25 protein-coding genes and 1 pseudogene are annotated in these 26038 nt (G+C 46.0%); 10 read left to right on the forward strand and 16 right to left on the reverse strand.

Features of this window, described 5'->3' with window-relative positions; all coding sequences use genetic code 11:
* Positions 1 to 56: 56 nt before the first annotated feature.
* Positions 57 to 1301 (reverse strand): HhoA/HhoB/HtrA family serine endopeptidase, encoded by a 1245-nt coding sequence (locus tag RID53_RS14150; protein WP_446388710.1) that lies wholly within the window; start codon positions 1299 to 1301, stop codon positions 57 to 59.
* Positions 1302 to 1903: 602 nt separating this feature from the next.
* Here RID53_RS14150 and RID53_RS14155 point away from each other — a divergent pair.
* A complete protein-coding gene (locus RID53_RS14155) occupies positions 1904 to 3013 on the forward strand; it encodes an endonuclease/exonuclease/phosphatase family protein (protein WP_446388711.1) in 1110 nt (369 codons plus the stop codon).
* Positions 3014 to 3044: 31 nt separating this feature from the next.
* On the opposite strand, the gene RID53_RS14160 is transcribed toward RID53_RS14155, so the two are convergent.
* Positions 3045 to 4166, reverse strand: coding sequence for a hypothetical protein (locus RID53_RS14160; RefSeq protein WP_446388712.1), 1122 nt, complete (start codon positions 4164 to 4166; stop codon positions 3045 to 3047).
* Positions 4167 to 4530: 364 nt separating this feature from the next.
* On the reverse strand, positions 4531 to 4848 hold the full coding sequence (locus RID53_RS14165) for a P-II family nitrogen regulator (RefSeq protein WP_446388713.1): 318 nt from the start codon (positions 4846 to 4848) through the stop codon (positions 4531 to 4533).
* 495 nt (positions 4849 to 5343) lie between these two features.
* On the opposite strand from RID53_RS14165, the gene RID53_RS14170 reads away from it, so the two are divergent.
* On the forward strand, positions 5344 to 6708 hold the full coding sequence (locus RID53_RS14170) for an NAD-dependent succinate-semialdehyde dehydrogenase (protein WP_446388714.1): 1365 nt from the start codon (positions 5344 to 5346) through the stop codon (positions 6706 to 6708).
* A 236-nt stretch (positions 6709 to 6944) separates the two neighbouring features.
* Entirely contained in the window at positions 6945 to 8591 is a 1647-nt protein-coding gene (locus RID53_RS14175; protein ID WP_446388715.1) for an acetolactate synthase large subunit, read from the forward strand.
* Positions 8592 to 9032: 441 nt separating this feature from the next.
* On the opposite strand, the gene RID53_RS14180 is transcribed toward RID53_RS14175, so the two are convergent.
* The 5 genes from RID53_RS14180 to RID53_RS14200 form a co-directional block, all read right to left on the reverse strand.
* On the reverse strand, positions 9033 to 9719 hold the full coding sequence (locus RID53_RS14180) for an NYN domain-containing protein (RefSeq protein WP_446388716.1): 687 nt from the start codon (positions 9717 to 9719) through the stop codon (positions 9033 to 9035).
* Between the two features lie 249 nt (positions 9720 to 9968).
* Positions 9969 to 11123, reverse strand: a complete 1155-nt coding sequence (locus tag RID53_RS14185) for an AAA family ATPase (protein ID WP_446388717.1) — start codon at positions 11121 to 11123, stop codon at positions 9969 to 9971.
* A 224-nt stretch (positions 11124 to 11347) separates the two neighbouring features.
* Positions 11348 to 12127 carry an RNA ligase family protein gene (locus tag RID53_RS14190; RefSeq protein WP_446388718.1) on the reverse strand — a complete coding sequence of 260 codons (780 nt, stop codon included), beginning with the start codon at positions 12125 to 12127 and terminating at the stop codon, positions 11348 to 11350.
* 105 nt (positions 12128 to 12232) lie between these two features.
* Entirely contained in the window at positions 12233 to 12859 is a 627-nt protein-coding gene (locus RID53_RS14195) for a Uma2 family endonuclease (RefSeq protein WP_446388719.1), read from the reverse strand.
* A 239-nt stretch (positions 12860 to 13098) separates the two neighbouring features.
* On the reverse strand, positions 13099 to 13293 hold the full coding sequence (locus RID53_RS14200) for a hypothetical protein (protein WP_446388720.1): 195 nt from the start codon (positions 13291 to 13293) through the stop codon (positions 13099 to 13101).
* A gap of 50 nt (positions 13294 to 13343) precedes the next feature.
* On the opposite strand from RID53_RS14200, the gene RID53_RS14205 reads away from it, so the two are divergent.
* On the forward strand, positions 13344 to 13697 hold the full coding sequence (locus RID53_RS14205; RefSeq protein WP_446388721.1) for a DUF433 domain-containing protein: 354 nt from the start codon (positions 13344 to 13346) through the stop codon (positions 13695 to 13697).
* 183 nt (positions 13698 to 13880) lie between these two features.
* Positions 13881 to 14135 (forward strand): annotated as a pseudogene (locus tag RID53_RS14210) (DUF5615 family PIN-like protein); the annotation flags it as partial.
* A 97-nt stretch (positions 14136 to 14232) separates the two neighbouring features.
* Here RID53_RS14210 and RID53_RS14215 read toward each other — a convergent pair.
* Positions 14233 to 14454 (reverse strand): addiction module protein, encoded by a 222-nt coding sequence (locus tag RID53_RS14215; protein WP_446341623.1) that lies wholly within the window; start codon positions 14452 to 14454, stop codon positions 14233 to 14235.
* On the opposite strand from RID53_RS14215, the gene RID53_RS14220 reads away from it, so the two are divergent.
* A complete protein-coding gene (locus RID53_RS14220) occupies positions 14453 to 14629 on the forward strand; it encodes a hypothetical protein (protein ID WP_446388722.1) in 177 nt (58 codons plus the stop codon). The two genes, RID53_RS14215 and RID53_RS14220, sit on opposite strands and share 2 nt — an antisense overlap.
* Positions 14630 to 14779: 150 nt before the next feature.
* On the opposite strand, the gene RID53_RS14225 is transcribed toward RID53_RS14220, so the two are convergent.
* The 5 genes from RID53_RS14225 to RID53_RS14245 form a co-directional block, all read right to left on the reverse strand.
* Positions 14780 to 15418, reverse strand: coding sequence for a hypothetical protein (locus tag RID53_RS14225; protein WP_446388723.1), 639 nt, complete (start codon positions 15416 to 15418; stop codon positions 14780 to 14782).
* A gap of 132 nt (positions 15419 to 15550) precedes the next feature.
* Complete coding sequence (locus RID53_RS14230; protein ID WP_446388724.1) at positions 15551 to 15886, reverse strand: XisI protein; 336 nt, start codon at positions 15884 to 15886, stop codon at positions 15551 to 15553.
* Positions 15874 to 16005, reverse strand: a complete 132-nt coding sequence (locus RID53_RS14235; RefSeq protein WP_446388725.1) for an element excision factor XisH family protein — start codon at positions 16003 to 16005, stop codon at positions 15874 to 15876. The genes RID53_RS14230 and RID53_RS14235 overlap by 13 nt, the downstream gene beginning before the upstream one ends.
* 36 nt (positions 16006 to 16041) lie before the next feature.
* Complete coding sequence (locus RID53_RS14240) at positions 16042 to 16671, reverse strand: TIGR02646 family protein (protein ID WP_446388726.1); 630 nt, start codon at positions 16669 to 16671, stop codon at positions 16042 to 16044.
* On the reverse strand, positions 16658 to 18028 hold the full coding sequence (locus RID53_RS14245; RefSeq protein WP_446388727.1) for an AAA family ATPase: 1371 nt from the start codon (positions 18026 to 18028) through the stop codon (positions 16658 to 16660). Before RID53_RS14245 ends, RID53_RS14240 begins: the two co-directional genes overlap by 14 nt.
* Before the next feature lie 458 nt (positions 18029 to 18486).
* Here RID53_RS14245 and RID53_RS14250 point away from each other — a divergent pair, with 458 nt between their 5' ends.
* Entirely contained in the window at positions 18487 to 19344 is an 858-nt protein-coding gene (locus RID53_RS14250) for a bile acid:sodium symporter family protein (RefSeq protein ID WP_446388728.1), read from the forward strand.
* A gap of 152 nt (positions 19345 to 19496) precedes the next feature.
* Here the strand turns inward: RID53_RS14250 and RID53_RS14255 are convergent, their stop codons facing one another.
* Positions 19497 to 19976, reverse strand: coding sequence for a GNAT family N-acetyltransferase (locus RID53_RS14255; protein ID WP_446388729.1), 480 nt, complete (start codon positions 19974 to 19976; stop codon positions 19497 to 19499).
* A gap of 249 nt (positions 19977 to 20225) precedes the next feature.
* Here RID53_RS14255 and RID53_RS14260 point away from each other — a divergent pair, with 249 nt between their 5' ends.
* Together RID53_RS14260 and RID53_RS14265 are read left to right on the forward strand one after the other, a co-directional pair.
* The gene (locus RID53_RS14260) at positions 20226 to 20918 is read left to right on the forward strand and encodes a histidine phosphatase family protein (RefSeq protein WP_446388730.1); all 693 of its coding nucleotides are present in this window, start codon (positions 20226 to 20228) and stop codon (positions 20916 to 20918) included.
* Between the two features lie 207 nt (positions 20919 to 21125).
* Entirely contained in the window at positions 21126 to 21275 is a 150-nt protein-coding gene (locus tag RID53_RS14265) for an RNA repair domain-containing protein (RefSeq protein WP_446388731.1), read from the forward strand.
* Here RID53_RS14265 and RID53_RS14270 read toward each other — a convergent pair.
* Positions 21247 to 22626: a hypothetical protein gene (locus tag RID53_RS14270; protein ID WP_446388732.1), complete on the reverse strand. Its 1380-nt coding sequence runs from the start codon at positions 22624 to 22626 to the stop codon at positions 21247 to 21249. The two genes, RID53_RS14265 and RID53_RS14270, sit on opposite strands and share 29 nt — an antisense overlap.
* A 205-nt stretch (positions 22627 to 22831) precedes the next feature.
* Between RID53_RS14270 and RID53_RS14275 the strand changes: the two genes are divergently transcribed.
* The gene (locus tag RID53_RS14275; RefSeq protein WP_446388733.1) at positions 22832 to 25897 is read left to right on the forward strand and encodes a poly(A) polymerase; all 3066 of its coding nucleotides are present in this window, start codon (positions 22832 to 22834) and stop codon (positions 25895 to 25897) included.
* The last annotated feature ends 141 nt before the right edge of the window (positions 25898 to 26038 follow it).

The following is a 26038-nucleotide window of genomic DNA, read 5'->3' on the forward strand; positions in this document are numbered from 1 at the left end:
ACCGGGAACTGTAGAGACGGTGCATGCAACGTCTCTACAACTATTTTTGATGAACCTTACTGTTGCATTTGAGTTGGCAAAGCACCGGGTTGTACTGTCACCTCAATATCTTTGCGATCGCGGCGTAATTCTAGGTTTAAATCGCTACCTATTGGCGTCATTTCTACCGCATTTTGGACATCTTCCGCCTCTTTGATCGACTCACCATTAATTTTATGAATCACATCCCCAGCTCGCAATCCGGCTTTATCAGCAGGAGAATTTCGCATCACTCTGGCAATTAGCACCCCTTTGCTTTCCTCAATAGTCAGACCCGAATTGGAATTTTTGTTGATGTTTTCTTTCAACTCTGGGGTTAATGTGACCATCTGAATTCCTAAGAATGGATGTTCGACTTTCCCGTTGGCGATTAATTGTTGGGCAATTCGTTGCGCTGTATTAATCGGAATAGAAAATCCTAACCCTTGAGCGCCTTGAATAATTGCTGTATTCATCCCAATCACTTCCCCAGACGCATTTAGCAGCGGTCCACCTGAGTTACCCGGGTTAATCGCAGCATCAGTTTGGATAAATTGGACGCGCTTATCGGGAACGCCTACTTCAGAACTGGAACGTCCTGTCGCACTGATAATACCTGTGGTGACAGTATTATCTAATCCTAGGGGATTACCGATCGCGATCGCCCATTCCCCCGGTTTGAGTTGTTCTGAATCCCCTAAGGTGACAATGGGGAGATTATCGGCTTCTACTTTGATTACCGCCACATCGGTTACGGGGTCAGTTCCTAACACTTCTCCCGCAAATGTGCGACCATCTTTGAGAACCACATCGACTTGATCTGCACCATCAACAACGTGAGCATTGGTGAGAATCATCCCATCCGTGTTAATAATAAACCCCGAACCCGTTCCTCGTTCTACGCGCTGCTGTGGTTGTTCCGGAAATTGAGATCCAAAGAACTCGCGGAAAAACGGGTTGTTAAATGCATCGGGAACTTGAGACGTTACGGTTTTGGAAGCGTTAATCCGCACGACTGCGGGTCCCACAGTATCCACAACGTTAGTAATAAAGTTGCTGTTTTGGGGAGAGGACAGGTTCGCTGGAGGAATGATTCCTCCCAACCCCTGAGAGGATTGAGGAACGATGGAGTTGGTTGAAATTTGGGGATTCCCGGAGATGAACGAGTTGGCGCCAAAGGAAACACCAGCGCCTAGCAACATCAGGGATAGATAGGTGACAGCTTTTTTTACCGGGGAAGCGTCACTGTCATGAGATTTGGATGTTTTCGTGTTGAATACCATAATGATTCTGCTGTTGAAATAGGATTGATTTGGATGATGTCAGTTACAGTTGGTCGGAGTTTGGTTAATTCATTTCCAGGTCGAGAAAACCCGAATAAGGATCAACTTTCTCCTACCCATGGCTAACACCCCCATTGACGCTGTGATAATTATTTGCTGATAAGGTATTAACCAGGTCTGGCGTCGGTCGGTGAATCCGTTGCTTGGGAAGGAATCACAATGACCTATCGCTGACATTTATCAATGTAGATACTCGTTGTGACGTGGTTATGACAGTGTAGTTTCGCTGATGTGAAGATTTCTGGATTGGTGCTGTAGACTTCCCAGTGTTTTGGAGGAAATCCTCCCATTGAGGTTGTGCTGACCGTAATTTTAGAATACTCCCTTTTGCATAAGGGAGATGTAATCAGAAATAGATGACAACAACGTCCCTGGCTATGGCGAGGATAAGCGGTTTGGTATTTAAACCTTAATATAATGCCTCCCATCCTCGTAGTGCGTTTAGCGAAGCCATGCCGCAGGCTTTGCATCTTGCTCGCTTAATACCCTAAATACCCTATTTCAATTCATCACCGCTTACTGTACTGCTACAGCAACTCGATATGAAACGCTTCTGGTTCTCTCAACCCACATCCCGACAAATTGACATCAAGAATATCGCCTTTGGCTTAGGACTCACGGGACTCATTCCTTGTCTTCTCTTATCCTTAGCTGCTTATTTGGGCGGAGTTCACCGATATTTTGAATTAAGCTCCCACTTTAAAGTGCAATATTGCGTCATTAGTTGTATTATTTTTCTCTTATTTTTATTAGCACGACGAAAAACTTGGTGGTTGGTAAGTTTATTTTGTTTAACCCTTAATGCTGTAGACGTTATTCCCTGGTATATTCCCCAATTTTCGCCAATTAATACGTCTTCCGGACAACCGTTGCGAGTATTACTGGCAAATGTCCATAGTGATAACCAGCGTTATGCTGAGTTTATCTCCTTGGTCAAAGAAGAAAAGCCTAAACTGCTCGTTGTCCAAGAAGTTAATCCAATGTGGTCACAGCAACTAGAAGCGCTTAAGCCTCTCCTTCCTTACCAGATTGTGTATCCGAGATTTGATAACTTTGGCATTGCTGTCTACAGTGCGATTCCTCTGCGAAATACGGATATTAAATCGTTCACCGAGTATGATATTCCCTCTATTTTTGCTGAGGTACAGTGGCAAGATAAAACAGTTTCTATTATTGCCACTCATCCATTACCACCGATTAATGCGGAATATTTTAAGTCACGCAATCAGCAACTTTTAGAACTGGGAAACGGGATAAAGTCAATCAACAATATTCATGCTGTCATCGGTGATTTGAATACAACCATGTGGTCTCCCTATTACCGCCAATTTATCCATCAGACTGGATTGAAAAATGCGCGATCGGGTTTTGGGATTTTACCCACTTGGCCCCAAGGTGCGCCAATGTTACAGATTCCTCTGGATCATTGTCTGATTAGTCCAGAAATCAATGTCTTAGCTATTCGCACTGGCGGAGATATTGGTTCCGATCATCGTCCCTTAATTATCGATTTGGTGATACCTACGTTACCAGCCAGATCCCCGACTTCTTCAAGAAGTCGGGGATCTTTATACCTAACTTACTTTCCCAATCTTCACCTGCTTTCAGACGCGCTACTTCCTGTTCCCTATTTCCCATTAAACCAACTTTAAAATCCCGTAGGTTGGGTTTACGACAGGAAACCTAACCGAATATAGGGCTAAAGCCCTTACTACAAGCCGACTTCAAAATCCCTCCCTCTAACTGATAAATTGCTGCCATAATGCCATTGTCGGGATTATCCAATAGGGACGCTTTAACTTCTTGTAAATAATCCCGAATCGCTTCCCGCAAAACAGGGCGTTCAACATTTACAGTATGCTGATAATCCCAAACATCCCAGATAATAATTCCTACGCCAACAATCGGATCAAGAAACTGAGCGCCAAATTTACCAGCTACAGCGCCACCTGTTTTTGCTGCCATTTTAGCGGAGGCTTTTCCGGCAAAGGATACAGCCACTTTACTGCCAATCTTAGTGACAACGGGAATCATGGCTTTGGCAAATAAGTACGTACTTCCGCCAACTAACACCTTTAACGATAAGTTAGAAAGATTGCCTTCCGTATCTCGAATCGTTACCGCAATATCATCCAAATATCGCTCCCATTGTCCTTGAGGAATCTGGTACTGAGTTTGGATGTTGGAAATGTTGTTTTCTAAGTCAGCAATATACAAATTTACCGTATCTCTAGTGATATGTTCCAGTTGGAGTTGGGCAATTTTAGGGCGGAGGACTCGTTTGGTGAATTCCGTTTGGAATTCCTCCGTAATTTTTTCAGCGACGGCTTGATTGGGAGTCGGTTTCGTGGTATCCATCCAGTGAGAGACGGCTGAAGATACCCAAACAAAAGGAGCGCTAAATTCCAGTTTCTTTTGATTAAAATAATCAAAATACCAATCCAAAAAATTGTCATCCACGCGACTCATGAGTTGATCAATCCACTCATCGAGTTGGTCTGAGGCGAACTGTTCGGCGGTATGATGAGCATGAGTGATAGCCGTTGCGATCGCGCGATCAATCTTCTCCTGATCCGGTACAGTCCGATCAATGGTGACAATCTCATGGTTCGGCTTCTCTAGACTCGCCGCATCGGTTGATAATGAACTGGCAATAAAACCACTCCCGATCAGCGGGATAATCACAATTAGGATCACCGCCACCCAAATATAAGGTGTCACTGACTTAATCAACTGACTCCAGGCTTGTAGGCGAGTCGTTTTTTCTGTATAGGTGGGTTTTTCAGATGGATTGGTTAGGGACAAGGTTGGGTTATGAGTATCGTTAGAGGGCGTAAAGGCATAAAACAACTATATTAGAACAAGTCGGGGTAGGGCATATCCAGGACTCTAAACGGACGGGGAGCGAGTGTAAGACCTCATCTGGGGCTGTTTGTGATGAGCCGTCAATCGTTCGGCTGAGACGTTCGGCGAGCGCTCAGACTTCGGCGAGCGCTCAGTCGAGCCGTCGAGTCGCGCTCACGCCGAAGCCTACCGAGAGTACGAGTAATTAAAATTGTTCGACTGGTAGGAATCCCCGTGCGTTTCACGCCAGGGAGAATGTCAAAATACCGAGATTCCCAGTGCTTGAACAGCTTCTTGCCAAAATGAGAATTGCTGGGGTTTTGAGTCAGAACGTGTGCGCGTGCAGTACCTCCATCACATCACAGATATAGCTGATGCCCGAATAGTCGTCGAAAAAATTCGCTGCGACCTGATCCGAAATCTTCACGGCCATATCCCGATTGGGGGTGAGCACCTCGAACTTTACATTCGAGTAGGTGTCACCAATGGTGGGTTGTCCCGACGAGCGCACGTTGCGACTGCCTTTACCGCCAGCGTCCACCACCGTGTAACCGGTAGCTCCGGCTTCGTCGATGATCTTGGCGATCTTTTTCAGCAGCACCTTTTCCGTGACGATGACGAGCTTGCTGGCTTTCTGGGTCATGTGGATTACCTCTTGATGCGTTCTGTTACGACAATTACAAGACAACTTTTTATGGTTTTGCTTTGAACCATATCTTTAAGATTATGCCAAAGATCGGCGAATCCACTACCCTCTGTTAGGAAAGATTGACTCAGATTAGCGGAAGCATTTTATAAAAAACACTTATCCTTATTGGCTTGGCGCTATGACCACCATTCAACATCAGATTGCAGGGGGTACGAGGGACGAGGGCTCTGCCGTTTGCAGTACCGTCCCCTGGTAGAGTAATCAAACTTCGATTCACCATTCAACAGCGGAGCAGCTCTTGAATATCATCACCCTCACCGCAGATGTTTTAGTTTGGGAACTGGGTTTGGAAACCAAACCCAGTTCTGCTGACCCATGCTAAAATGTAAAGCAATGTAAATGTATTGTCTTTTACCAGACACCATCGCAGTAGACTTGAGAATGAAACTGCTAACTCCATCTTAAGTAATGGAGTCGAAGAGGAAGGCTATGGGGATCGCCACAATTAACCCAGCAACGGGAGAAACGCTCAAAACCTTTGAGCCACTAGATCATGAGTCGATAGAAGCCAAACTCACCCTGGGGCAACAGGTGTTTGAGTCGTACCAAAAAACGCCAATGGCGCAACGGGCGAACTGGCTAAACGCGGCGGCGGATATTCTGGAACGGGATCAGGTCAAGTTTGGTCAGCTGATGACCTTGGAAATGGGCAAACCGATCAAAAGTGCGATCGCGGAGGTGCAGAAATGTGCCTGGGTTTGCCGTTTCTACGCTGAAAACGCAGCGACGTTTTTAGCCGATCATCCTATTGCCACCGATGCCAGCCAGAGTTTTGTCCGCTATCAGCCCTTAGGTATTATCTTAGCGGTAATGCCGTGGAATTTTCCGTTCTGGCAAGTTTTTCGGTTTGCTGCACCCGCGTTAATGGCGGGGAATGTCGGTATATTGAAACACGCCTCGAATGTGCCGCAATGTGCTTTGGCGATTGAGGACATTATAAAGGAAGCAGGATTTCTGGAAGGGGCATTCCAAAGCTTATTAATTGGGGCTTCTCAAGTCGAAGCCATTGTCAGTGACTCCCGGATTAAAGCCGCTACCTTAACCGGAAGTGAACCCGCAGGTGCATCATTAGCCGCTACTGCGGGGAAACACTTGAAGAAAACTGTGCTGGAACTCGGTGGAAGTGATCCATTTATTGTCCTGGAAAGCGCCGACTTAGACGCCGCCGTTACCACCGCCGTTACCGCCCGGATGCTGAATAATGGTCAATCCTGCATCGCCGCTAAACGCTTCATTTTAGCCGATGCGATCGCCGATGAGTTTGAAAAACGTTTGGTTGAAAAATTTCAAGCCCTGAATGTGGGTGATCCAATGGAGGAAACCACCAATAGTGGTCCATTGGCAACACCAAGCATCCTGCAAGAATTAGATCAACTGGTACAAGCTTGTATAGCCAAAGGTGCTAAGGTTCTGATTGGGGGCAAACCCTTAGATCGTCCGGGTAATTTTTATCCCCCGACTATCTTGGCGGACTTTCCTCCAGGAACCCCCGCCGACAACGAAGAATTTTTCGGACCAGTGGCGTTATTGTTTAGAATTCCTGACATTAACGCGGCAATTGCTAAAGCCAATGCGATTCCGTTTGGTTTAGGGGCAAGTGCGTGGACAACGGACGAAACCCAAGCCCAGCGGCTCATTGATGAGATTGAAGCGGGAGCTGTCTTTATCAATGGATTAGTTAAATCCGATCCCCGTCTACCTTTTGGCGGGATTAAGCGCTCCGGCTATGGACGAGAATTAGGAGTACAAGGAATTCACGAATTTGTCAACATTAAAACCGTTTGGGTGAAATAGTTAAGAACTATGGACGGAAGAGTACAGTAGAGGCTATTGTTAAAAAAACCGAATTTTAACAATAGGATTTTGATCCTTAGCTTTGAATTTTTACCGGGGATAGCTAACAGCCAGTCCTAGCTGTAGCCCCCCTCTAACTTGTCCTGCTGAAATTTCAGCAGGCACGAATTGCAACGAAATAGGACATCGCGCCAACCATCAAACGATAACCAAAGAAAATTAAGGGGAAAATTGAGATGGGCGAAATGAATACAGCCGACATGCTAGTCAGATGCCTAGAAAATGAAGGCGTCGAATATGTGTTTGGATTGCCGGGAGAAGAGAACTTGCATGTGTTAGAAGCACTCAAGCACTCCTCCATTCAATTCATCACCACCCGCCATGAACAAGGGGCAGCCTTTATGGCGGATTTGTATGGGCGTTTAACTGGAAAGGCGGGCGTCTGCCTTTCGACATTAGGACCAGGGGCAACCAACTTAATGACGGGGGTAGCTGATGCTAACCTCGATGGTGCCCCGGTGGTAGCGATTACGGGACAAGTGGGAACCGATCGCATGCATATCGAATCCCACCAATACTTGGACTTGGTGGCAATGTTTGCCCCGGTTACCAAGTGGAACACGCAAATTGTCCGTCCCAGCAATACCTCGGAAATTGTCCGTAAAGCCTTTAAGCTGGCGCAAAGTGAGAAACCGGGCGCAGTTCACATTGATCTGCCGGAAAATATTGCCGCCATGCCCGTTTCGGGGGAACCCCTGAATAAAGATGAACGGGAGAAAACCTATGCCTCATTCCGGAGTATTGGCAAAGCCGCCGTTGCCATCTCCAAGGCAAAAAATCCTTTAATCTTAGTCGGGAATGGGGCAATCCGCGCCCATGCAGCCGAAGCCCTGACAGAGTTTGCCACCCGGATGAATATCCCGGTGATCAACAGTTTTATGGGCAAAGGCGTGATTCCCTATACCCATCCCCTTGCCCTATGGACTATGGGATTACAACAGCGTGATCACGTTAGCTGTGCCTTTGATCAAACGGACTTAGTGATTGCGGTGGGTTACGATTTAATCGAATATTCGCCGAAGAAATGGAATCCAGAGGGCAAGATTCCGATTATTCACATTGGCGCTGCCCATGCGGAAATTGACAGTAGCTTTATTCCGTTGGTGGAAGTGGTTGGCGATATTTCCGATTCGCTGAATGAAATTATGAAACAAGCGGATCGGGAAGGCAAGGCGACACCCCATGCGGTGGAATTACGGTCTGATATTCGGGCAGATTATGAACAATATGCCAATGATGAGGCGTTTCCAGTTAAGCCGCAAAAACTCATCTATGACTTACGTCAGGTGATGGGACCTGAAGATATTGTTATCTCCGATGTCGGTGCCCATAAAATGTGGATGGCACGCCATTACCACTGCGATCGCCCTAACACTTGTATTATCTCCAATGGTTTTGCCGCCATGGGGATTGCCATGCCGGGCGCGATCGCGGCAAAATTAGTTCATCCGGATCGGAATGTCGTCGCGGTGACGGGTGATGGCGGTTTTATGATGAATTGCCAGGAACTAGAAACCGCCCTGCGAGTTGGTACCAATTTTGTCACCTTGATTTTCAATGATGGTGGCTATGGCTTGATTGAGTGGAAACAACACAATCAATTTGGTGACTCAGCATTTATTAAATTTGGCAATCCTGATTTTGTCAAGTTTGCCGAAAGTATGGGGTTAAAAGGCTATCGGGTGAATTCAGTGGCGGAGTTTATTCCCACGCTGCAAGAAGCCTTAAAGCAAGATGTACCGACGGTCATTGATTGCCCTGTAGACTATGGCGAAAATCTCCGCTTTAGTCAAAAAGCTGGGGATTTGAGTTGTAAGATGTAGGTCTTAGAACTGGCGTTTTCTGAGTGGAGTAGGGGCGATTCATGTATTGCCCCTACCCGATGGGTTTCAGTCAGACCTGAAACCTCTAAGCTGAAGTTCCCCCAAGCAAAAAATCAAAACTGCCTCACCTGGAAGGGGGGAAATCCAGTTTAAGTGTTGACAATCAAGGCTTTAATCTGCTCTTTATGGTAGGAATTCATTAAAAGCTGAGTTACAAGTTCAGGAATAAAAGCTGTATTGTGTAATTTGCAAAGTTGAACAAGTCGATTTATCAATACTGCATCTATCTTTTTTGACATTACACGCTCGGATTCAGGGAAATTGGCTATGAAAATATATTCGTCATTCTGCTTCTGCGATTGTTGTATTACATAACCAGCTTTGTAAAGCAGGTAGATCGCCGAACGTAGTTCCCCACGAGTCCGATTGTGTCCGAATACTTCAATCAAATGTTTGTTTAACTTGATATAGTTTGACTATCTCAGGTGCGCTTTGGAGGAATTTCATGAATCCTCCAAACCCCAAGTTATGCTCATCAAATGCCGAGTCAATCTCAAGCATTTCGTTTTTCAGTGTAGAGAGGCTTACGCCGTCTGGAAATTTACCAAGTACACGTTCCAGCAAATCTAGTGCGTCTTCACGCAGTTGAGTTGTTTTCAGCGAGGCAGATACACCATTAGTAGTTGATTCTTCATCAATGTAAATAAATCGATTACAAGATTTCTTGACAGCCTCGCTAAGAGCAGAACGCGGTCCAACACCGACTACAGATTTACCCAACTCTCTTAAACGCCTAAACAAAGGTGAAAAATCTGAATCTCCAGTGGCAAGCACAATCCATTCCAAATCAGGAATACGAGCCAAGTACTCCATCACATCGACAACAATTTGAATGTCAGCGGAGTTTTTACCTTTTACTGGATGATAAACGTGGACAAACTCAAAACCGAGCAAATTCAGCTCTGGCTGACGTACACTGACTGATGCAATACTGAAATCCCCATACGCTCGACGAACCACTACACGCCCTAACTCATTAGCGCGTTCTAATAACGCTTCTCCTCCATCAGCTTTCAACCAGCCTGATAGGTTTTCGACATCCAAAAAGATTGCGACTTTTTCTGCCATTTAGGATTCTGCTGAATTATTGCTGAGTTAATTTTTCTCACAGGACACCCTAATTCGCTTATTATCCGATACCCAGCGTCAGTCTATCAACAACTTCCTGAAACGGGCAATGCCACGGTTGCTATATTAAGGTTGTTAATCTTCAAGGAAATGTGAGACTATCCGTCAAGACCATGGCTATAGAATCGGGAAAAATGTACCAGTGCTTGCCTTGCTTCCCCTGCTCTCTAACCCCACCCCAACACTGATTCAGCAGCCCCTATCTACAACCCAATCTACCTGATGGGCTTCAGTTAGATCTGGAACCTCTACGCGATCGCGCATCCGTTGCATCACTGTTTCCGGCACTTTGGCAGCGCGAGAACGATTGCGCCGCAGCAATTCTTCCCAAGCGGCTTCCAGGTAAACAATGCGAATTCGTGCATGGTAGGCAGAAAATAGATTAATTAAGGACGAACGCAGTTGGCGAGAGAGATTGGTCGCATTCCAAACAAAGGATTTTTCGGCTCTCATGTAGTCTTTCGCGATCGCTCTTGCTCGCTCCGCTACAGCAGTTTGGTCATCTTTGGGAGAAATCTTCATCGCTTGTCGCAGTTCATCCAGGGAGATTACTGTCCAATCGGGAAGGTTCTCCTGAATCCAAGAGTCTTTGCCAGCACCCGGTAATCCTGACATCAGGACAACCTCGAAGCGAGTGTCATCAAAAGCAGCATAGTTGGGATCGCGATCGTCTTTTTGGAAATAGACAAATCGACTATGATCTGAGGGGAATGGTTTTGGATAAAATAAGCAATTATTCTCTTGACAATATTCTCGAAAGAACTGAACACGCTCCAGCAGTTCTAGCGGATCGTCACACACGCGACCCCGAATATCCGCTTCTGCCAAAAGTGCCAGCAGGTCGCAGCGAATCACTTGACTGGCTTTAATTACGGCACGTTGCGGGTTGGGTTTGTCCCAAAACCAGAGAGGAAGACTACCATGCTGCACCAGGGAGACAATCGCCTCCCGTTGATGAAAGGGTACGTTGAGTGACCAGAGGATTTGCCGCGCCATTTTTGCCCCTTGGCGGACATGACCCTTGGAGGTGATCCTGCCATCGGCTTCAATTTCAGTAGCCGCAGGTTTTGCCACATCATGGAGTAAGGCAGCCGCAAATAGAAGCGATCGCTCAATAGGTGGTAACTCCTGCCAAGCGGGTAATGCAATTAATGCCTCACAAACCAAGCGGGTATGGGTGAGAACATCCCCTTCTGCATGGTAACGGGGGTCTTGGGGACAATCCTGAAGGGATTGAAGCCAGTCAAACTCAGCCTGAAGCGATGCCCAATCTAGCGTCCAGTCTGGAGGCGTGGGACACCAGGGAAATGACCAGCATAAGGATTGAGAAATAGAAGAAGTCATATAACACTACATCGTAAGGTGAATGTCGCTGACTTAAGCTGGGTTTGTAGTAGGCACTTTAGTGCCAGAAGCGCTCGCATCGCTTACTACAAACTTTAAATCAGTGGCATCTTTAGCTGGAAACCCAATCACAGCTTACTGTTTAAGTAGAGGGCAACCTCTTTCATGGCAGTGATTAGCTCAAGAATCTCCCGTCATAGTCGTAGACTTGACGGCGAGAGTTGTCAAAACTGAAACAAATCGACGCCGGGACGTAGGAGATTGGGGACGATAGGGCGGTTGAGCCAATGGCTATCCGATTGCAGGATGGTGGTTGAAAAGCTAGGACGGACGTATTTGTAACGAGCCGTTACAGCCGCTCCCTCTTCAACTTTGATATATAACCCTTCCATCAGGGGACTGGGGTCAGTTTGTTTGAGACTTCGCTCCACATCCAATCCCCGTTCCTCACAGGCTTGACGGAAGCGTTCTAAATGTCCTGACTCAATGAAATTCGAGTGACCCAGCAATCCCATTAGCTGCTTGTAGGATGTTAATACACCGGAAAACAGGACGGGTACGGAAACCAGGGGTAATCCGGCGAGTAACTCCTGGCGACGTTGGGTACTGAGAAACTGCTGCTGTTCAACATCTAGCACATCAAATTCTAAGAAATAATGGGGTAAGGCGTCGTAAAAGACGGTGTGTTTGGCATAGAGCCATTCGCCATAGAGGATGTAGCGATCGCCCAGAACCTGCCAAAACGTTCCAGTATGACTGTACGCCCATTGTTTGAACAAGTTAAAGTGTTTTTCTCGCTCTCCTCCAGTTAAATAATGTCCCCGGCTTTGCAACAGCATTTGCCCATCAGGAGTAAAACTGATGGCAGCATTGGCTCCATCTACTTTTTCTTCGACTACCACATATTGAGAGGCGATCGCGCTGAAAGGCACGTTATCCAAGTCTTCATCCCCCGGTTGGAGCCGTGAACCTTGGATATGAGGGGTGCGAGGGAATTTGTACATCAAATAACAGAAGCGTGAACTACTTCAGGTTTAGCGTAGCGGAACCGAGAGCTTCTGGCTTCACGAGGGAATGTTTCAAGACGGACTTATACCCAACTTTTGATATTACCTACCAGCCTTCAACACCTGTTCAGCCGTTAGTTTTAAATCTGGGAAGGTTGGAGAGACAATAGTCTGATTGCCCCGAAACTGCTGAATTTCATACTCCCCATCCACTAACCTACAGACAGAGAGAGTGGGTTGTTTAGGTTTTCCAATATGTCGAGTACCACCTAATCCTGCATAGTCTGCTATCCAATATTCGCAAATGCCCAAAACTGCGTAGTCTTCGACCTTACGGGCATAATCATTTTGCCAGTTGCTACTAACTACTTCTGCCACAAATTTAATCGAACTGCCTAGCGTTAGGATTGATTGCTCAGACCAAAGCGGTTCTTTGACGAGTTCATCTCGATCAACAACTGCAACGTCAGGTCGAAATGCTGTCATACCAACGTTAGAAGGGCGCAATAGTCCCCGCTGAAAGACAAACCAAGGTAAGCCTATTGCGTCAATCTGGACACAGATATTTGCGCTAATGAAGGCTACAATTTCTTCATGTAAACCTGTTGGTTCCAAATCGAACACCTCTCCGTCGATCAGTTCGTAGCGGTTATCGCTACCATGACGAGCGAGAAACTCGTCAAAGCTAAGTGGCTTCTGTTGAATTGCCGGATCGACTGCAATGGTCATAGGTCAACTGAGTCCAATTAATGCCTTAAGTCTACCAAATCGAGTATGTGATATAGCAACCGCCATGGCGGTTAGGACACATCATTTATGTAGAGACGTTGCATTTTAGTCTCTACAATGGTGCCGAAAGTCCTAATCGATGTGTCTACTGCTATACATAGGACGAATCAAACCTCTGATTGCTTTGCCCCAGAATATTGACAAACTTTCGACTAGAAACCAACCAAAAATTCAGTCATCTAAGGTTCCGGTTGAGCGGAGACTAACCAACTTGAACGATAGACGAAGAGACTTTTTCTAAGAAATAATCGGGAAAGGAGTCGTACAAGACGGCGTGTTTGCTGTATGGTATGGCGGTAGTTAGATAGTTGTTTGCCCTGAGATCGCAGTTCTATGAGTTGAGCGATGGTCGCTACGCGAACCGCCTTCGGCATCGCCAACGCTATCCTCGTATTATCTCCTATGAATCTATAAGCCTGGAAAAATGCAATTAGAAGATTATTTTGATTTCCTCAGTCCTGATGACATTCGGATAAAAGGCACAAGAATAGGGATTGAAACTGTTTTATATGATTTCATCCATCGGTGTCGCACCCCAGAGGAAATTGCCCAGAGTTATCGAACCCTAGATTTAGAACAAGTCTACGCTACGATTCTATACTATCTGCACAACAAAGAAGCAGTCAGTACCTACCTTGCTAATTGGATTGAGCATGGTCGCAGGATGCGAGAGGAACAAAAATACAATCCTCCACCTGTTTCTGAAAAACTGCGGAAACTGAGAGCAGAAAGAGAAGCAATGAGGAAAGCAAGTGGCACTGAAGTATCTTTTAGATGAGAACGTCGATCGAGTTTATCAAACTCAACTTTTGCGGCAATATCCTGAATTAATTGTTCTTATGGTAGGAGAGCCTGGTAAGCTGTCATGCATTTAAATTGGGTATTAGTAGCGAGCAAGATGCTCGCACTACAAGGATTTCATGATTATTGATATTAAGGTTTAAATGCCGAACAGCTTAATCCTCCCAAAAGCACGCCAGATCCTGAAATTTTATGCTGGTGTGAAGCCAATGGGTTTGTTTTGGTGACTAATAATCGTGCTTCTATGCCTGTACATTTAGCCGATCATCTTGCTCAAAATCGCCACATACCTGGTATTTTTATTCTCAATCCCGATCTAGGCATTGGTGGAAATCTCGAAGAATTAATTTTAGCTGCTCTTGCTTCCGAAGACCATGAGTATCAGGATCGGATTATTTATTTACCTCTGCCATAGAGGATGTAGCGATCGCCCAGCACCTGCCGAAACGTTCCAGTATGACTGTACGCCCATTGTTTGAACAAGTTAAAGTCTTTTTCTCGCTCTCCTCCAGTTAAATATGTCCGTTGCGAATTCGTTCCTTAGCTGCTTCCCATGAACTACCTGAGCCAGGATTCTGCAAATAGGAAGCCTTTCTCTTTGCCAGCTCTTCTTTTTGCCAATCAAGCACAGGAATTTGCTCTGGAATTTGGGCAATGCTGTCCCATAAATCTTCCAGCAGTTGTAGTTTTTCCGAGAGGGTTAACTCAAACATTTGAGTGAACTCTGTGTTCATGCTGACCTCACCATCGCAATCGGTGTCTTGCTTCAAGTTTATCACCGATAACGATATTGCTTCCTCCTCAACGGCGGATGTGCTTGAGGCGGCAAAATGTGCAGGTCAAGAACTGGCTCGATGGTTAGAGCAATCTAGAAAAGTTGGGTTGAGTCTGTCAAGTCCTTGCTTGTGAATCAGTCGGTAACGTGAAATCCAACATGGCTCGATTAAGCGATCGCACTCTTGTTTGAGGTGGAGAAGCAGTGATGAGTGTCAGGTTTCATCCCGCAACCCAACCGACAAGATCGGGCGATCGCTCACCCAGGATCTTTTCTGAGGCAATTCATGAATTGTCCCTACACCCAGATGTTATTGCCTCTAATTCCAGTTCGCATTGCCTAAACACATAATTTAGTGCTGCAAAAAGTTGTTCGAGATTATATATCGTATAAGCTGCAAAATTCTTGGTAAAACGATTGTTTTGGAGTTTGCCAAACTGCCAAAGCTGACCATTCGATACGATTCCGTATATCGTCTGCTGTTCAGATTGGTCATTCATCTTCTGAATCGCCACCATTTCAGCTAAACATTGACCCCATCCTTTAGTAAAATCATCCCGTTTAGCTTCAACAGCGACAAAAAACGGCTGCTCAAATATTTCTTTTCCTAGAGGCGATCGCTTGGCTATGATATAGTCAGGTACACCGGATAATTTTTCATTATAAATTAGTGACTTGTGGCTCCACAAAGTAAACTTATCTCGATAAAGCCGATAAAGCTCTTTGAGGACTGGAAAAATAATCGTTTCACAAATCGCATATTCTGACTCCTCAAAGGTTAATTCTTTCAGGCAAAATTCTAAATCTTCTCTAAATGATTCTCGAATATCAATTTTGCTTTCGATAATATAGTTTGTTTCTGAGGAAGTAATCTCATACTCTTTGAGGACTTCCCCAAGATTTTTGTAGGATTCAAAAGACACAATAACAGATTACCTTTTTGACTTTAATTTGGTATTAAGTAGATGGACAAAATTCAAGTATCCTTGTCGGGTTTCATCCTTCAACCCAACCGAAAAAATCGGGCGATCGCATATTGAGTGCATGGGCATTGTTCAAGCAGCACCATAGTCTGTGTACTGCCGTTTGTAAGGAGGCTGTAAACCCAACACAATATCTTCTCTCTTGACACCCATTCCAACCAAATCCTCAGCAGGATTCTGGTCTGTCAGATTCTGCTGAAGCCAAATTTTTCCGTCTTTGATATCAAAATGGACAATACAACGATAAACTCGGTTAAGCTGTTGCCATCCCACATTCATCCATTGGTAATGATCCCGCTCCGTGTCCAAGATAAGTTGCACTTCGACCTCATCATCCGAAACATCATCCTTGGCGTACTGGCTCAGTAATGTCTGAATGTACTCCCGATATTGAGCTACCTTGTCCATTGCACTATCACCTCATTAACTGGATCATACACAATTATCAAGACCTGATACCGTTGCAGGTGCAGTTTGAGTAAATTCGTATTGAAAAACGTTTGGTAAACATCAACTGGAACTGCCAAGTATAGGCTGATTCATAACCATTTAAAGAGTTGTTTTCAAGATTGAAGCCAACTTCGCAAGATATTAATTACCACTGGAGTAAAAGGTTCCATCTGACTCTGTTGGGGTTGTGATAGCTCATCGATTAACATCTCTAAAAGTTCTTCATCCTCTAAGCCTTCATCGGGGTCTATACCATTTGTCCATAATAAAGCATTAGACAATTGCTTGCGTTTTTCGATCAAGGCACGGTTATGTTTTTCGTGATCTCCCAAGTTTAAGACTCGGATCGTATCGGTTGCCCGCTCGCTTAACCCTTCTACCCGACCACTAATTTTAAAGCGAAGTTCTGTTTCACATTCTATCATCAGAGGAGTTAGGGGTAGGGGTTGAGATTTATGAGCATCACCGCATTGATTAGAGGTATTACAACTGGCGACAATATTTGAAAAGTCAACTGTGCGTCTAGGATTCAATTTTTGAGCTTCTATATGCTCATTGTGGCAAGCATCAATATCTTGGATGCGCTGGCAACAATAGGCACAAAGGTAGAATTGTTCTGATAGAGCATATTGCCGAATAGTTCGGCGAATCTCTTCGGTTAACTGGTTGTAGCGTCCGTGAGGGTTTGCTCGTTTCCAAACTGTTAAGCTGGAGGGTTCAGTCCCTTTACTAATGGTTCGCATGACGCAATTCTTGTTTACGGATCAGCAATTTTGCTTTGACCAATTCCAGATGATTTGCGGGTAGTTCCTCAGTTAATTTGGCGAGTCGTTGTTGAGCCTCGGTTAGCTTTGAATCTTGTATGGCATCCAGCAGATCGTTCAGTTCAGCATCAATTTTCTGATTACGGATGCTGGTATCCATAACATCTAATAAGACCGTATTAGCATCTTGCCCATACTGAGAGGGCAATTGTCGCAATTCACCATTGGTTAAGGTGTAAACCAAAACATTTTTACAGTCACTGATCACCAGAGGTGAATGGGTAGTCAGCACAAACTGACAATTTGGGAACGTTGCGATTAGGCGATCGCACAGGCTGCGTTGCCAAGAGGGATGCAGGTGCAAATCGACTTCATCAATCAAGACGATACCATCTCCTGCTAGAGGATTCTCCAAAGCAGGGTTCAGCATGGCTAAACGGCGAGCAATATCACCAACCAGAGCCATGAGAGATTTTTCGCCTTGTGAAAGTTGGGCGACATTCAGGGTTTCACCGTTTTTATCAATCGCCATGTAGAGACGGGGTTTACGACGGACTCTCAGGTTGTCCATCTGGGGCATAAATCGGCGAATGGCGGTGCGAACTGCGGTTAATTGCCGATCTTTGGCTGAGGCATTGAGTTCGTTTAACCGTTGCCATGCGTCTGGATTGGTTTCCAATAGTGGTTTCAGTTGGTTGAGAACATCTTCAGGCATTGCTGATTCATTTTCGGTATCTTCCCGTTCCCGAAACCACTCAAAAAAGCGGCGAAAGTCAACCCCCTGACTTAAAGAGTTATCGTAACCATCGAGTTGCAAGAAGGTATGCTTTGTCCTAATTTTTAGGGGAATATCAAGTACAACGCGCTCGACAGGGTAAAACGCAATGATGGGCAGGCTAGTTTTGTGATCACGGGTAAGGGCATCACGGTAACGATTGGCTAAGCGAGTGCAGTCGTTGAGATGGCTAGTGTACCGGGCTTTACGTCCTGTTCTATTTTTGGCTAAAGTCCACTTGAAGTGATGCTGGATCTCGTTTTGATTCGGATTGTCTGATGTTCCAGAAGCATCACAAATTTCTATTTCAATACTGGCGGCGTTGGCGGTGTTAAGTATGGCATCTTCCGGGATAGGGTTACCACTACCCTTTTCTGTACGTAAACGAGCAGTAAACCAACTCAGGGAAATAGCTAAGGCTTTCAATACAGAGGTTTTACCCGCGCCGTTATTACCCACAAAGACAGTGATGTTGCTGGGATTTTGCTCGGTGGGTGCTAAAGGAATTTCCAGGTTTTCAAATAGCCCAATGTTATTTAAGATAACCCGTTGGATTTCCATAGCGGTAACGTTCAAACCTCTGAGGTTTTCGACATTGACAACAGTACCTCAAACGGTACTTGAAGGCACTTACCCCTATTATGGTCTCAAAACAGTTGCACGTAGCCAGTTTCATCCCAGTCTCATGACTCGATTGAGTGATCGCACTCTTGTTTGAGGTGGAGAAGCAGTGATGAGTGTCAGGTTTCATCCTTCAACCCAACCGACAAGATCGCGCGATCGCATATTGGGTGCATGGGTATTGTTCAACGGCGACGTGCCTTAAACCTGAGTGGGTCATCAGTACACTGCTCTTTTTGAAGCGCTCGTTTGGTTTTTATGCAAAAATACCGCTAGTTGTTGCAAAACTTTACAGGCTGGTGAGTGTGTAGCACGGACGTGAAACTCACTCGTGGCAAACAGTAAAAAGTTTGCCTTATCTAAGGGCGCTGTCAACGTAAGTAGTGTGTACAGGAGCAATGGAATCAAACGTTTTAACCGCAATTTTTCTTCCCTTAGCCCTATTTATCATTATGCTGGGTATGGGATTAGGGTTGACAGTTGATGATTTCAAGCGGGTACTGGTTGAACCATTAGCCGCAATTCTTGGACTCATTGCTCAGCTTATCATGCTGCCCGCCGTAGGCTTTTTACTGGCTAGCCTTTTCCCGCTTTCTCCAGAATTGGCGGTTGGCGTAATGGTTTTAGCGGCTTGCCCTGGCGGACCCACATCCAACCTGGTAACCTACTTAGTACAGGGTAACGTTGCCCTATCGATTACGCTGACGGCAATTAGCAGCGTGATTACAGTATTTACGATTCCTTTGGTCGTTAACCTAGCGATGCAGCGTTTTCTGGGGGAGGCTACTATCCTAGAGCTACCCTTCTTGACGACGGTCATTCAAATTGCTGTCATTACCCTGATTCCAGTGATATTAGGCATGGTAATTCACCACTACGCTCCTCGTTTTGCGGCTTATGTGGAAAAGTGGGTCAAGTGGCTCTCTCTATTCTTTTTAGCCCTAATTATCGTGGGTTTGTTGGCAGCAGAACGCGCTAATGTTGCCAGCTTCTTCTTGAAAGTGGGCTGGGTTACCCTCGCTTTAAACATGAGTACAATGCTACTGGGGTTTGCACTCGCCACCTTGGCTAAGCTAGATATCCGCAGCGCCAAAGCCATTACGGTAGAAGTCGGTATTCAAAACGGTACTTTAGCCATTACCATTGCCAGCGCACCAACTCTTTTGAACACGCCAAGCATGGCTATTCCAGCCGCCATCTATAGCTTAATCATGTTCGCAACAAGTGCCGTCTTTGCTGGGTTAGCGCGACGTTGACAAGCAAGAGGAGGCGATTGAAATCGCTGCTACACAAACAAAGTCCGCCTGCGCGGACTGGGTAATAACGGGGGTAGCGTTCCCCGGATTTGGTATAAAGCGGCAACAAAGGAAGCCTACAACCGTACCCATAGGATCGGTGTAGGAGGACGTCACAGCTTCTTGAAGTATCTGGCAACTGGTAATAGCTCGAAACCTACCTTTTCATAGGTGTGACGGGCTGGGGCATGACCAGGATCGCCTCCAGTTTCAACCATAGCAATAGACATCCCAGCATCTTTCATCCAAGCCAGAGCAAATTCTATCAAAGCACTACCAATGCCGTGACCTTGAAAGTCTGGATCGACAGCAACCATGTAGATTTCACCCATGCTGTCCTCTGAGTGTAGTTTCACAGCTACAAAGCCCACAGTAGAATCGGCATCGATAGCAACCCATACATTCGTATCTTCCGCAGCACAGACATCCTCGACAGCTTTTTGCTGACTCACACGCCAATGATTGGGATAGAATGCCTGGTACACATCAGCGTTCATCACGTTCTGAATCGAATCAAAGACCGGAGTCCATGCCCGAAGCGAAAGACGAATAATAGCATCCAGGTGGCGAGGGTCGTATGGTTCAATTTGCATTCCCAGATGAACTCCAGTTAACTCTGCAAGCTTTATCGGTTATACTACAATATGCTACAAAATCGGATAGCTTGGCTTTGAATGTTTACCTAGCAGAAGCAACGGCTATTTCTTCCAAGGAAACTTGGTGCCCATCTCAGTTAGCGCCGAAAAGACGAGATAAAGGATGAGTACACCAACGCTTAGGTTTAGGGGAAGCAATCAACTACAACCCATTACGTTAGGTATAACAAGAGGGAATATCAAACCGTGTCTATCTGGATTATTCGTCATGCTGAAAGTTGCTCTAATGCTGGGTCGCCAACCATCGGACCGCATGATAATGGCTTGAGTGAATTGGGCTACCGACAATCAAAATGTATTCCAACCACCGTGAAACAGTCTCCAGACTTAATTGTGACTTCACCTTATCTGAGAACGCAACTCACGGCTCAGCCATTGATTGAACAATTTCCACATACACCCATTGAGGTTTGGCAAATTCAGGAATTTACCTATCTAAGCCTACCGCTCGACCAACCAACCACACCTTTGATTCGCAAACCTCTGAGCAAAGCTTATTGGGATCGCTGCGACCCTGAATATGTGGATGGAGCCAACGCTGAATCGTTGGTTCAACTGATGGAACGAGTCCGAAATGCTCTGAACCAGTTGCAACAACAATCCGGTTTTGTGGTTGTCTTTTCACATGGATTCTTTATCAAAGCGATGCTGTGGCAGATTTTGGCTAACCCAACGGTAATTGATGCCGTTGCCATGCGTCGGCTTTTAGGATTTTCCCGAGGATTTCGAGTACCGAATGCATCAATTTTGCAGATGGAATTTGACTCAAGTGGGATACCTCACTGGAGTTCCTTCATCACCAATCATCTGCCACCGGAGCTAGAATCGGCAACACCCGATGCAACAGTGGCGAGTGATGCAGGCGATCAACCTTCATGACCTATCTTTTAGGGGGGAAAGTAACCAAAGTGTTACCAAATGCCAAATAGATAACTTTGTCTAGAACAGTAGCTTGTAGTATATTGGTAGTACGACTCAACCCCTCATTGTTTCGTGAGCGATCGCTCAGACTTTGCCTCAGGCAAATCGTAGCACCGTTGCTTCCAGAGGGACAAGGCCGCATACATTACACCCCTTGGCGAAGGTATGTCAGAGCAAAGAGTCCAGAAGAAAAAAATGGCGACGATTCGTGAAGTCTACGATCGCATTCTCTGGGATGCACGTCTAGACCGCAGCGCCTTTGCGATCGGCTATATCGAGCGTATGTCTATTGAGCAAACTTATCCGTGGGTGTAATAACTATAGTTACTGATGACATTACTTCATAAGGTCTAGTGATTTCCTGGTAATTATCTTCATGAAGTCTTATGTGTGTAATATCTGGAAATAATGCTGGTTCTATAGGATATAAAGCGTTTGGATTATGAAACATTACTATACTCTCTGACCATGTTTCTCGATATGATGGATGATCGATATCAATTGAGAAAGGAATTGGTTCAAATGCTTCTGGATCTGGATCGAAGAGCTTGCCAACTCTAATCATTTTGATAGCTTGACTACCAAGACCAGCAAGCTTTCCCATTCTATTGAACTTTGTAATAGTTGCACTATTGGTAAATAAAACTGCGCTGATGTTCTCGGTCTCTGGAAGTTTGAAAAAACCTGATGGGATTCTTTTTCCCTCATACTCATGAAAATCAATATCTTCTTTAACTATGCTGCTATTGCCGTTACTATCCTTTGTCAGTCTGATGCGTTTAGCATAGAGGTAGTCCGACAAAGCAGTTCTTGACCAAACCATTGATCCGGTCTGGTGATAATCATGTATCGCAATTACCAATGGCTTACCACGGACATGTTCCTTTTCCCAATATTTCTTATTTAGCTTTGAGTAAAGAGGACTTCCAAACTTGATAGGCATATAATGCCTAAGCCGTTCGTCTAAATCTTCTTGACTCGTTGGTTCTGGCAAGTCTTGTTTGTGTCTACTAGGATTGACGGTAACAGCCTCAATACAGATTATCTGATTAAATCGCTCTACAACATAATCAGGAGCGTTGAAAGAACGATCTATTTTAAAGCCCGACTCATGAAGATAAACATATAGAAAAATTTCCCAGAGTCTTGAATCAAAACCACTTGTTTGAAAGTCCCGAATAAAATTACCATCGGGATCAGTGAATGTATAAATAATCTCTTCAATTAGATTTCGAGCCGCCTCAAATCTAGGTTCTTCAACCAAGTAGCGGAAATAAGGATGTAGTTTTTCTGGTGCAACGATTTGTTTATAGATGTATTGAGGCGGACTATCCTCATCTCCTTGAGGATATTGTTCGTGCTCTTCCTGACTAAACTCAGTTAACTTTTTTTCAAGCTCCTTGCGTGCATCTTCAATAGAATTAAAGCTAACTCCAGTGTAGATGCAACGGTAATTTTTGCGTGTGTCTCGACCAAAAATTACAAAATTCCAATCGTTATCAAACTTATCGATGAATATATTTGCAATAAGAATTTTTCGTTCGTCAGTGTACCACTCGACTTCCTTATTAATAGTAAAAGCCTCTGTTTCCGGCTTAATTCCTCTGACAAGCGGATCGCGAACATAGCACAGAGCATTAAAGTACTCTTGAGAGATAGGGTGCATTGCAGAAACTCTAGAACCTTAAATTGCAATAAATTGGCTGACACTTAGCTTTTCGTGGCAACCAAATACTATTGTAGTATATTAGTAACACACCTGAACCCCTCATTGTTTCGTTAGCGATCGCTCAGACTTTGCCTCAGGCAAATCGTAGCACCGTTGCTTCCAGAGGGACAAGGCAGCATACATCACACCCCTTGGCGTAGCCATGTCAGAGCAAAAAGTCCAGAAGAAAAAAATGGCGACGATTCGCGAGATCTACGATCGCATTCTCTGGGATGCACGTCTAGACCGCAGCGCCTTTGCCATCGGCTATATCGAGCGCAGGTCTGAAGAAGGTATCCGCGAAAAACCATTTACCTCTTGGTCAACCGATGGAGACATCCCATTGCATCGCATCCGCTATATACGCTGCGGGGAGGAAATCGTTTGGGATCGCGACCAGCACTTGGATCTGTTCTCGGCAGGACAACTGCCTGATGCTGCCTTTCTAGCGCATCCCCAAGAGGAGACACATTGGGCTACAGTCACACCTCCTGCACAAAGCCAACACCTACTATTCAAGCCACGATCGGCCTACCAGTACAGTTCACAAGGTTGGCAACCAACTGACCAACCGTCAACAGAGACAACAATAGGTACGCTGACCATTGCCAGTTTTAACGTGCTGTGCGACAGCTACGAGCAGGAACGCATCCAGACAGCACAACGCCTGCCTGTGATTGTAGAACATCTGCGCCGATGCGATGCGGATATTATCGCGCTACAAGAAGCGACGCCACCCCTGCTAGACGTGTTGTTAAAACAGGATTGGGTACACTCTTACACCATTTCTGAATCACCCGAAGGACAAACTCTAAAGCCCTATGGTGTTTTGCTTCTATCGCGACTGCCGTTTACGCTGGTCGAGCATCAGTATTCGGCGCACAAGCGGGTGCTGGTGGGAACCTGGCAGATTAACGGGCGATCGCTACATTTAGCCGTCGTGCATCTGACCAGCAATCGCGCCCGCAATGCTCTTGAAGTCCGGGCAAATCAACGTTCTGTATTACTGGAGTATCTCAAGACGCTGCCAGGAGAGAGTTTCATTGTTGGAGATTTCAACAGCCGAGGGGATGAGCCAGAGGAGGAGTTGAGCCAAAGCGGTTTTGTCGATGTTTGGACGCTGCTGCATCCTGATGATCCAGGCTACACCTTTGACCCAGAACGTAACCCGCTAGCCACATTGATGAGTTTGAACGGTGAGGCGGCGCGGTTTGATCGCATCTTACAGCGCAGTGAAGATGGGTGCTGGATGCCTCGTTCGATGGAGTTGTTTGCCTGCGAACCTGTAGCGGATACCCAAGGAACCCTTTACCCCTCCGATCATTTCGGCATCCGTGCCGTTTTGGATTACTCAACGCCCACAATAGCAGCGTTGCAGACAGTGCCGCCAGTCTATCGGAGTGCAGTTGTGGTGATTCCCTCGGCTGATGTGTTACCTGCGATTCAAGCAATTCGCCACCGATATGATCGCAGGTTCCACCGTTGGATGCCGCACATCAATTTGCTGTATGGCTTTGTGCCAGAGGAGTATTTTGAAGAAGCAGCGCAAGCGATCGCACTTGCACTTGCCCAATGGCAACCCTTTGAGATAACGCTCACCAGCTTTGAGGCATTCAAGCACCGCTCTAGCTGTACGGCATGGTTGCGCCCCGTTGCCCAACCCCCAGATGCACTCCATCAGTTGCAAGCCGTTCTCCAGCAGTTGTTCCTGCAGTGCGACGAGCAAAGCCAGAAGTCAGCAGCAGGGTTTACACCGCATCTGAGCGTCGGTCAGTTTCCCACTGCACAGGAAGCCAAAACCCAGCTTCCTTCCTGGCATCCAGTGAGTTTTCTCGTGAACTCCGTAGCCCTGATTAGCCGTCGCGGTGATGAGCCGTTTGAGGTGCGATACAGGGTGCATTTAGGGCAAGAGAGCAAGGATTGTAGAGACGCGCCATGGCGCGTCTGGGAAGCTGGGGAAGAGACAACTAACCTAATGCAGCGACTGAACCACCTCGAACCCGAGCTGAGTCAGGAGCAACGCCAGCATCGCGAAACCATTTTGGCATTAGTCGAGCAAGCTTGTGCCGAGTGTTTGGGTTTCCCGGTATCCCTGCATCGAGTAGGTTCGGCACGTTTGGGCGTGCAGAGTCCGCAAAGCGATTTAGATGTTCTTTGCCTGATTCCCGCGTATCTGTCTGGGGAGGCGTTTTTGGAAAGCGTGGGACAACGCTTGGAGGGATTATGCGATCGCGCCCAAGTCGTCTCATCTGCCAAGATACCTCTGTTAAGGATGGGATTTGAAGGCGTGTCTGTTGATCTCCTGTATGCCCGCTATCCTTCTGATCTAGGCACAGTTGAGCCGTTCACAGAGGCAGCACGACCCTTTTTTGATCCAGTGAGTTGGAAAGCACTGGTGGGTTGTTTGGAAGCTGATATCCTTACAGCTATAGTACGCCAGTCTGTACCGCTAGCGTCTTTCCGGCAGCTTTTGAGGGCAGTGCGGGCGTGGGCGAAGGCACGCCAGATTCACGGCAATGCTTGGGGGTTTCTGGGTAGCTTTTCCTGGGCATTGCTGGCGGCTTGGAGTTGCACTCGTTTTCCCGAAGCGGGTGCGGATACAGGGCTTGAGGCATTACTTGCTCATTTTTTCCAGGTACTCAACCAACAGGATTGGAGTCAGCCTGTAGCCTTGACCCCAGCAGGTAAACAATACCAGAAATTGCCCTATGACTGGCTACCTGTCATCACCTCCATTGAACCCTGTCAAAACAGCGCTCGTAATGTCACGCGATCAACTGCCCAGATTTTGCGCCGCGAATTCGAGCGAGGGGCCGCTATTTCAGAGCAAGTGTTGGCTGGCAAAATAGGTTGGGACGCTCTTTTCGAGATAGCTGATTTACCGACGCAATCCGATTCGTTCTTGGTGCTGACGGCAACCTGTGACAACAACGATCGCTTGTCAGCTTGCTGCGGGTGGCTGGAAGGTCATGCGATCGGATTGGTCATCGCTCTGGAACAGCAACTCGATCTGTATGTTAGACCTTGGACTGGGATTCTGAAAGGGCAAAACAGGATTTGCGCGGTGTTAGGATTAAACTCTTCCCAAGACTTTGATGATGTTGCAATTGAGCAGGTTGGTCGAGATTTTGTTCTTCAGTTCAATGCTGATTCTAATGGCAGTATGTTGGAGTGTGTGGCGTGCGATCGCGTTACACTTGTCCAATATGTAAACCTGCCTGCCAAATAACTAGAGCGCCAGTCCAGTAATCAAAATCGATACTAGAATCTACGACAATCTGTAAATGTTTGTGGAAATTTGTCAAGTTAGCCGGGAATATATTAACAGTAGAATCCTTGTTTAATAAGGCTTTCAGGTAGTTTAAGATAG

It is taken from the genome of Coleofasciculus sp. B1-GNL1-01 (genome assembly GCF_040220235.1).
Lineage (GTDB): Bacteria > Cyanobacteriota > Cyanobacteriia > Cyanobacteriales > Coleofasciculaceae > Coleofasciculus.

Bases quoted from the DNA above. Each gene is read 5' to 3' on its own strand.
- RID53_RS14275 (WP_446388733.1), top strand. From the start codon at position 22,832: ATGTCAGAGCAAAAAGTCCAGAAGAAAAAAATGGCGACGATTCGCGAG.
- RID53_RS14200 (WP_446388720.1), bottom strand. From the start codon at position 13,293: ATGCCGAAGGCGGTTCGCGTAGCGACCATCGCTCAACTCATAGAACTG.
- RID53_RS14240 (WP_446388726.1), bottom strand. From the start codon at position 16,671: ATGCGAACCATTAGTAAAGGGACTGAACCCTCCAGCTTAACAGTTTGG.
- RID53_RS14195 (WP_446388719.1), bottom strand. From the start codon at position 12,859: ATGACCATTGCAGTCGATCCGGCAATTCAACAGAAGCCACTTAGCTTT.
- RID53_RS14205 (WP_446388721.1), top strand. From the start codon at position 13,344: ATGCAATTAGAAGATTATTTTGATTTCCTCAGTCCTGATGACATTCGG.
- RID53_RS14245 (WP_446388727.1), bottom strand. From the start codon at position 18,028: ATGGAAATCCAACGGGTTATCTTAAATAACATTGGGCTATTTGAAAAC.
- RID53_RS14190 (WP_446388718.1), bottom strand. From the start codon at position 12,127: ATGTACAAATTCCCTCGCACCCCTCATATCCAAGGTTCACGGCTCCAA.
- RID53_RS14220 (WP_446388722.1), top strand. From the start codon at position 14,453: ATGCTGACCTCACCATCGCAATCGGTGTCTTGCTTCAAGTTTATCACC.
- RID53_RS14215 (WP_446341623.1), bottom strand. From the start codon at position 14,454: ATGAACACAGAGTTCACTCAAATGTTTGAGTTAACCCTCTCGGAAAAA.
- RID53_RS14180 (WP_446388716.1), bottom strand. From the start codon at position 9,719: ATGGCAGAAAAAGTCGCAATCTTTTTGGATGTCGAAAACCTATCAGGC.
- RID53_RS14270 (WP_446388732.1), bottom strand. From the start codon at position 22,626: ATGCACCCTATCTCTCAAGAGTACTTTAATGCTCTGTGCTATGTTCGC.
- RID53_RS14250 (WP_446388728.1), top strand. From the start codon at position 18,487: ATGGAATCAAACGTTTTAACCGCAATTTTTCTTCCCTTAGCCCTATTT.
- RID53_RS14255 (WP_446388729.1), bottom strand. From the start codon at position 19,976: ATGCAAATTGAACCATACGACCCTCGCCACCTGGATGCTATTATTCGT.
- RID53_RS14265 (WP_446388731.1), top strand. From the start codon at position 21,126: ATGTCAGAGCAAAGAGTCCAGAAGAAAAAAATGGCGACGATTCGTGAA.
- RID53_RS14230 (WP_446388724.1), bottom strand. From the start codon at position 15,886: ATGGACAAGGTAGCTCAATATCGGGAGTACATTCAGACATTACTGAGC.
- RID53_RS14150 (WP_446388710.1), bottom strand. From the start codon at position 1,301: ATGGTATTCAACACGAAAACATCCAAATCTCATGACAGTGACGCTTCC.
- RID53_RS14175 (WP_446388715.1), top strand. From the start codon at position 6,945: ATGGGCGAAATGAATACAGCCGACATGCTAGTCAGATGCCTAGAAAAT.
- RID53_RS14185 (WP_446388717.1), bottom strand. From the start codon at position 11,123: ATGACTTCTTCTATTTCTCAATCCTTATGCTGGTCATTTCCCTGGTGT.
- RID53_RS14155 (WP_446388711.1), top strand. From the start codon at position 1,904: ATGAAACGCTTCTGGTTCTCTCAACCCACATCCCGACAAATTGACATC.
- RID53_RS14170 (WP_446388714.1), top strand. From the start codon at position 5,344: ATGGGGATCGCCACAATTAACCCAGCAACGGGAGAAACGCTCAAAACC.
- RID53_RS14165 (WP_446388713.1), bottom strand. From the start codon at position 4,848: ATGACCCAGAAAGCCAGCAAGCTCGTCATCGTCACGGAAAAGGTGCTG.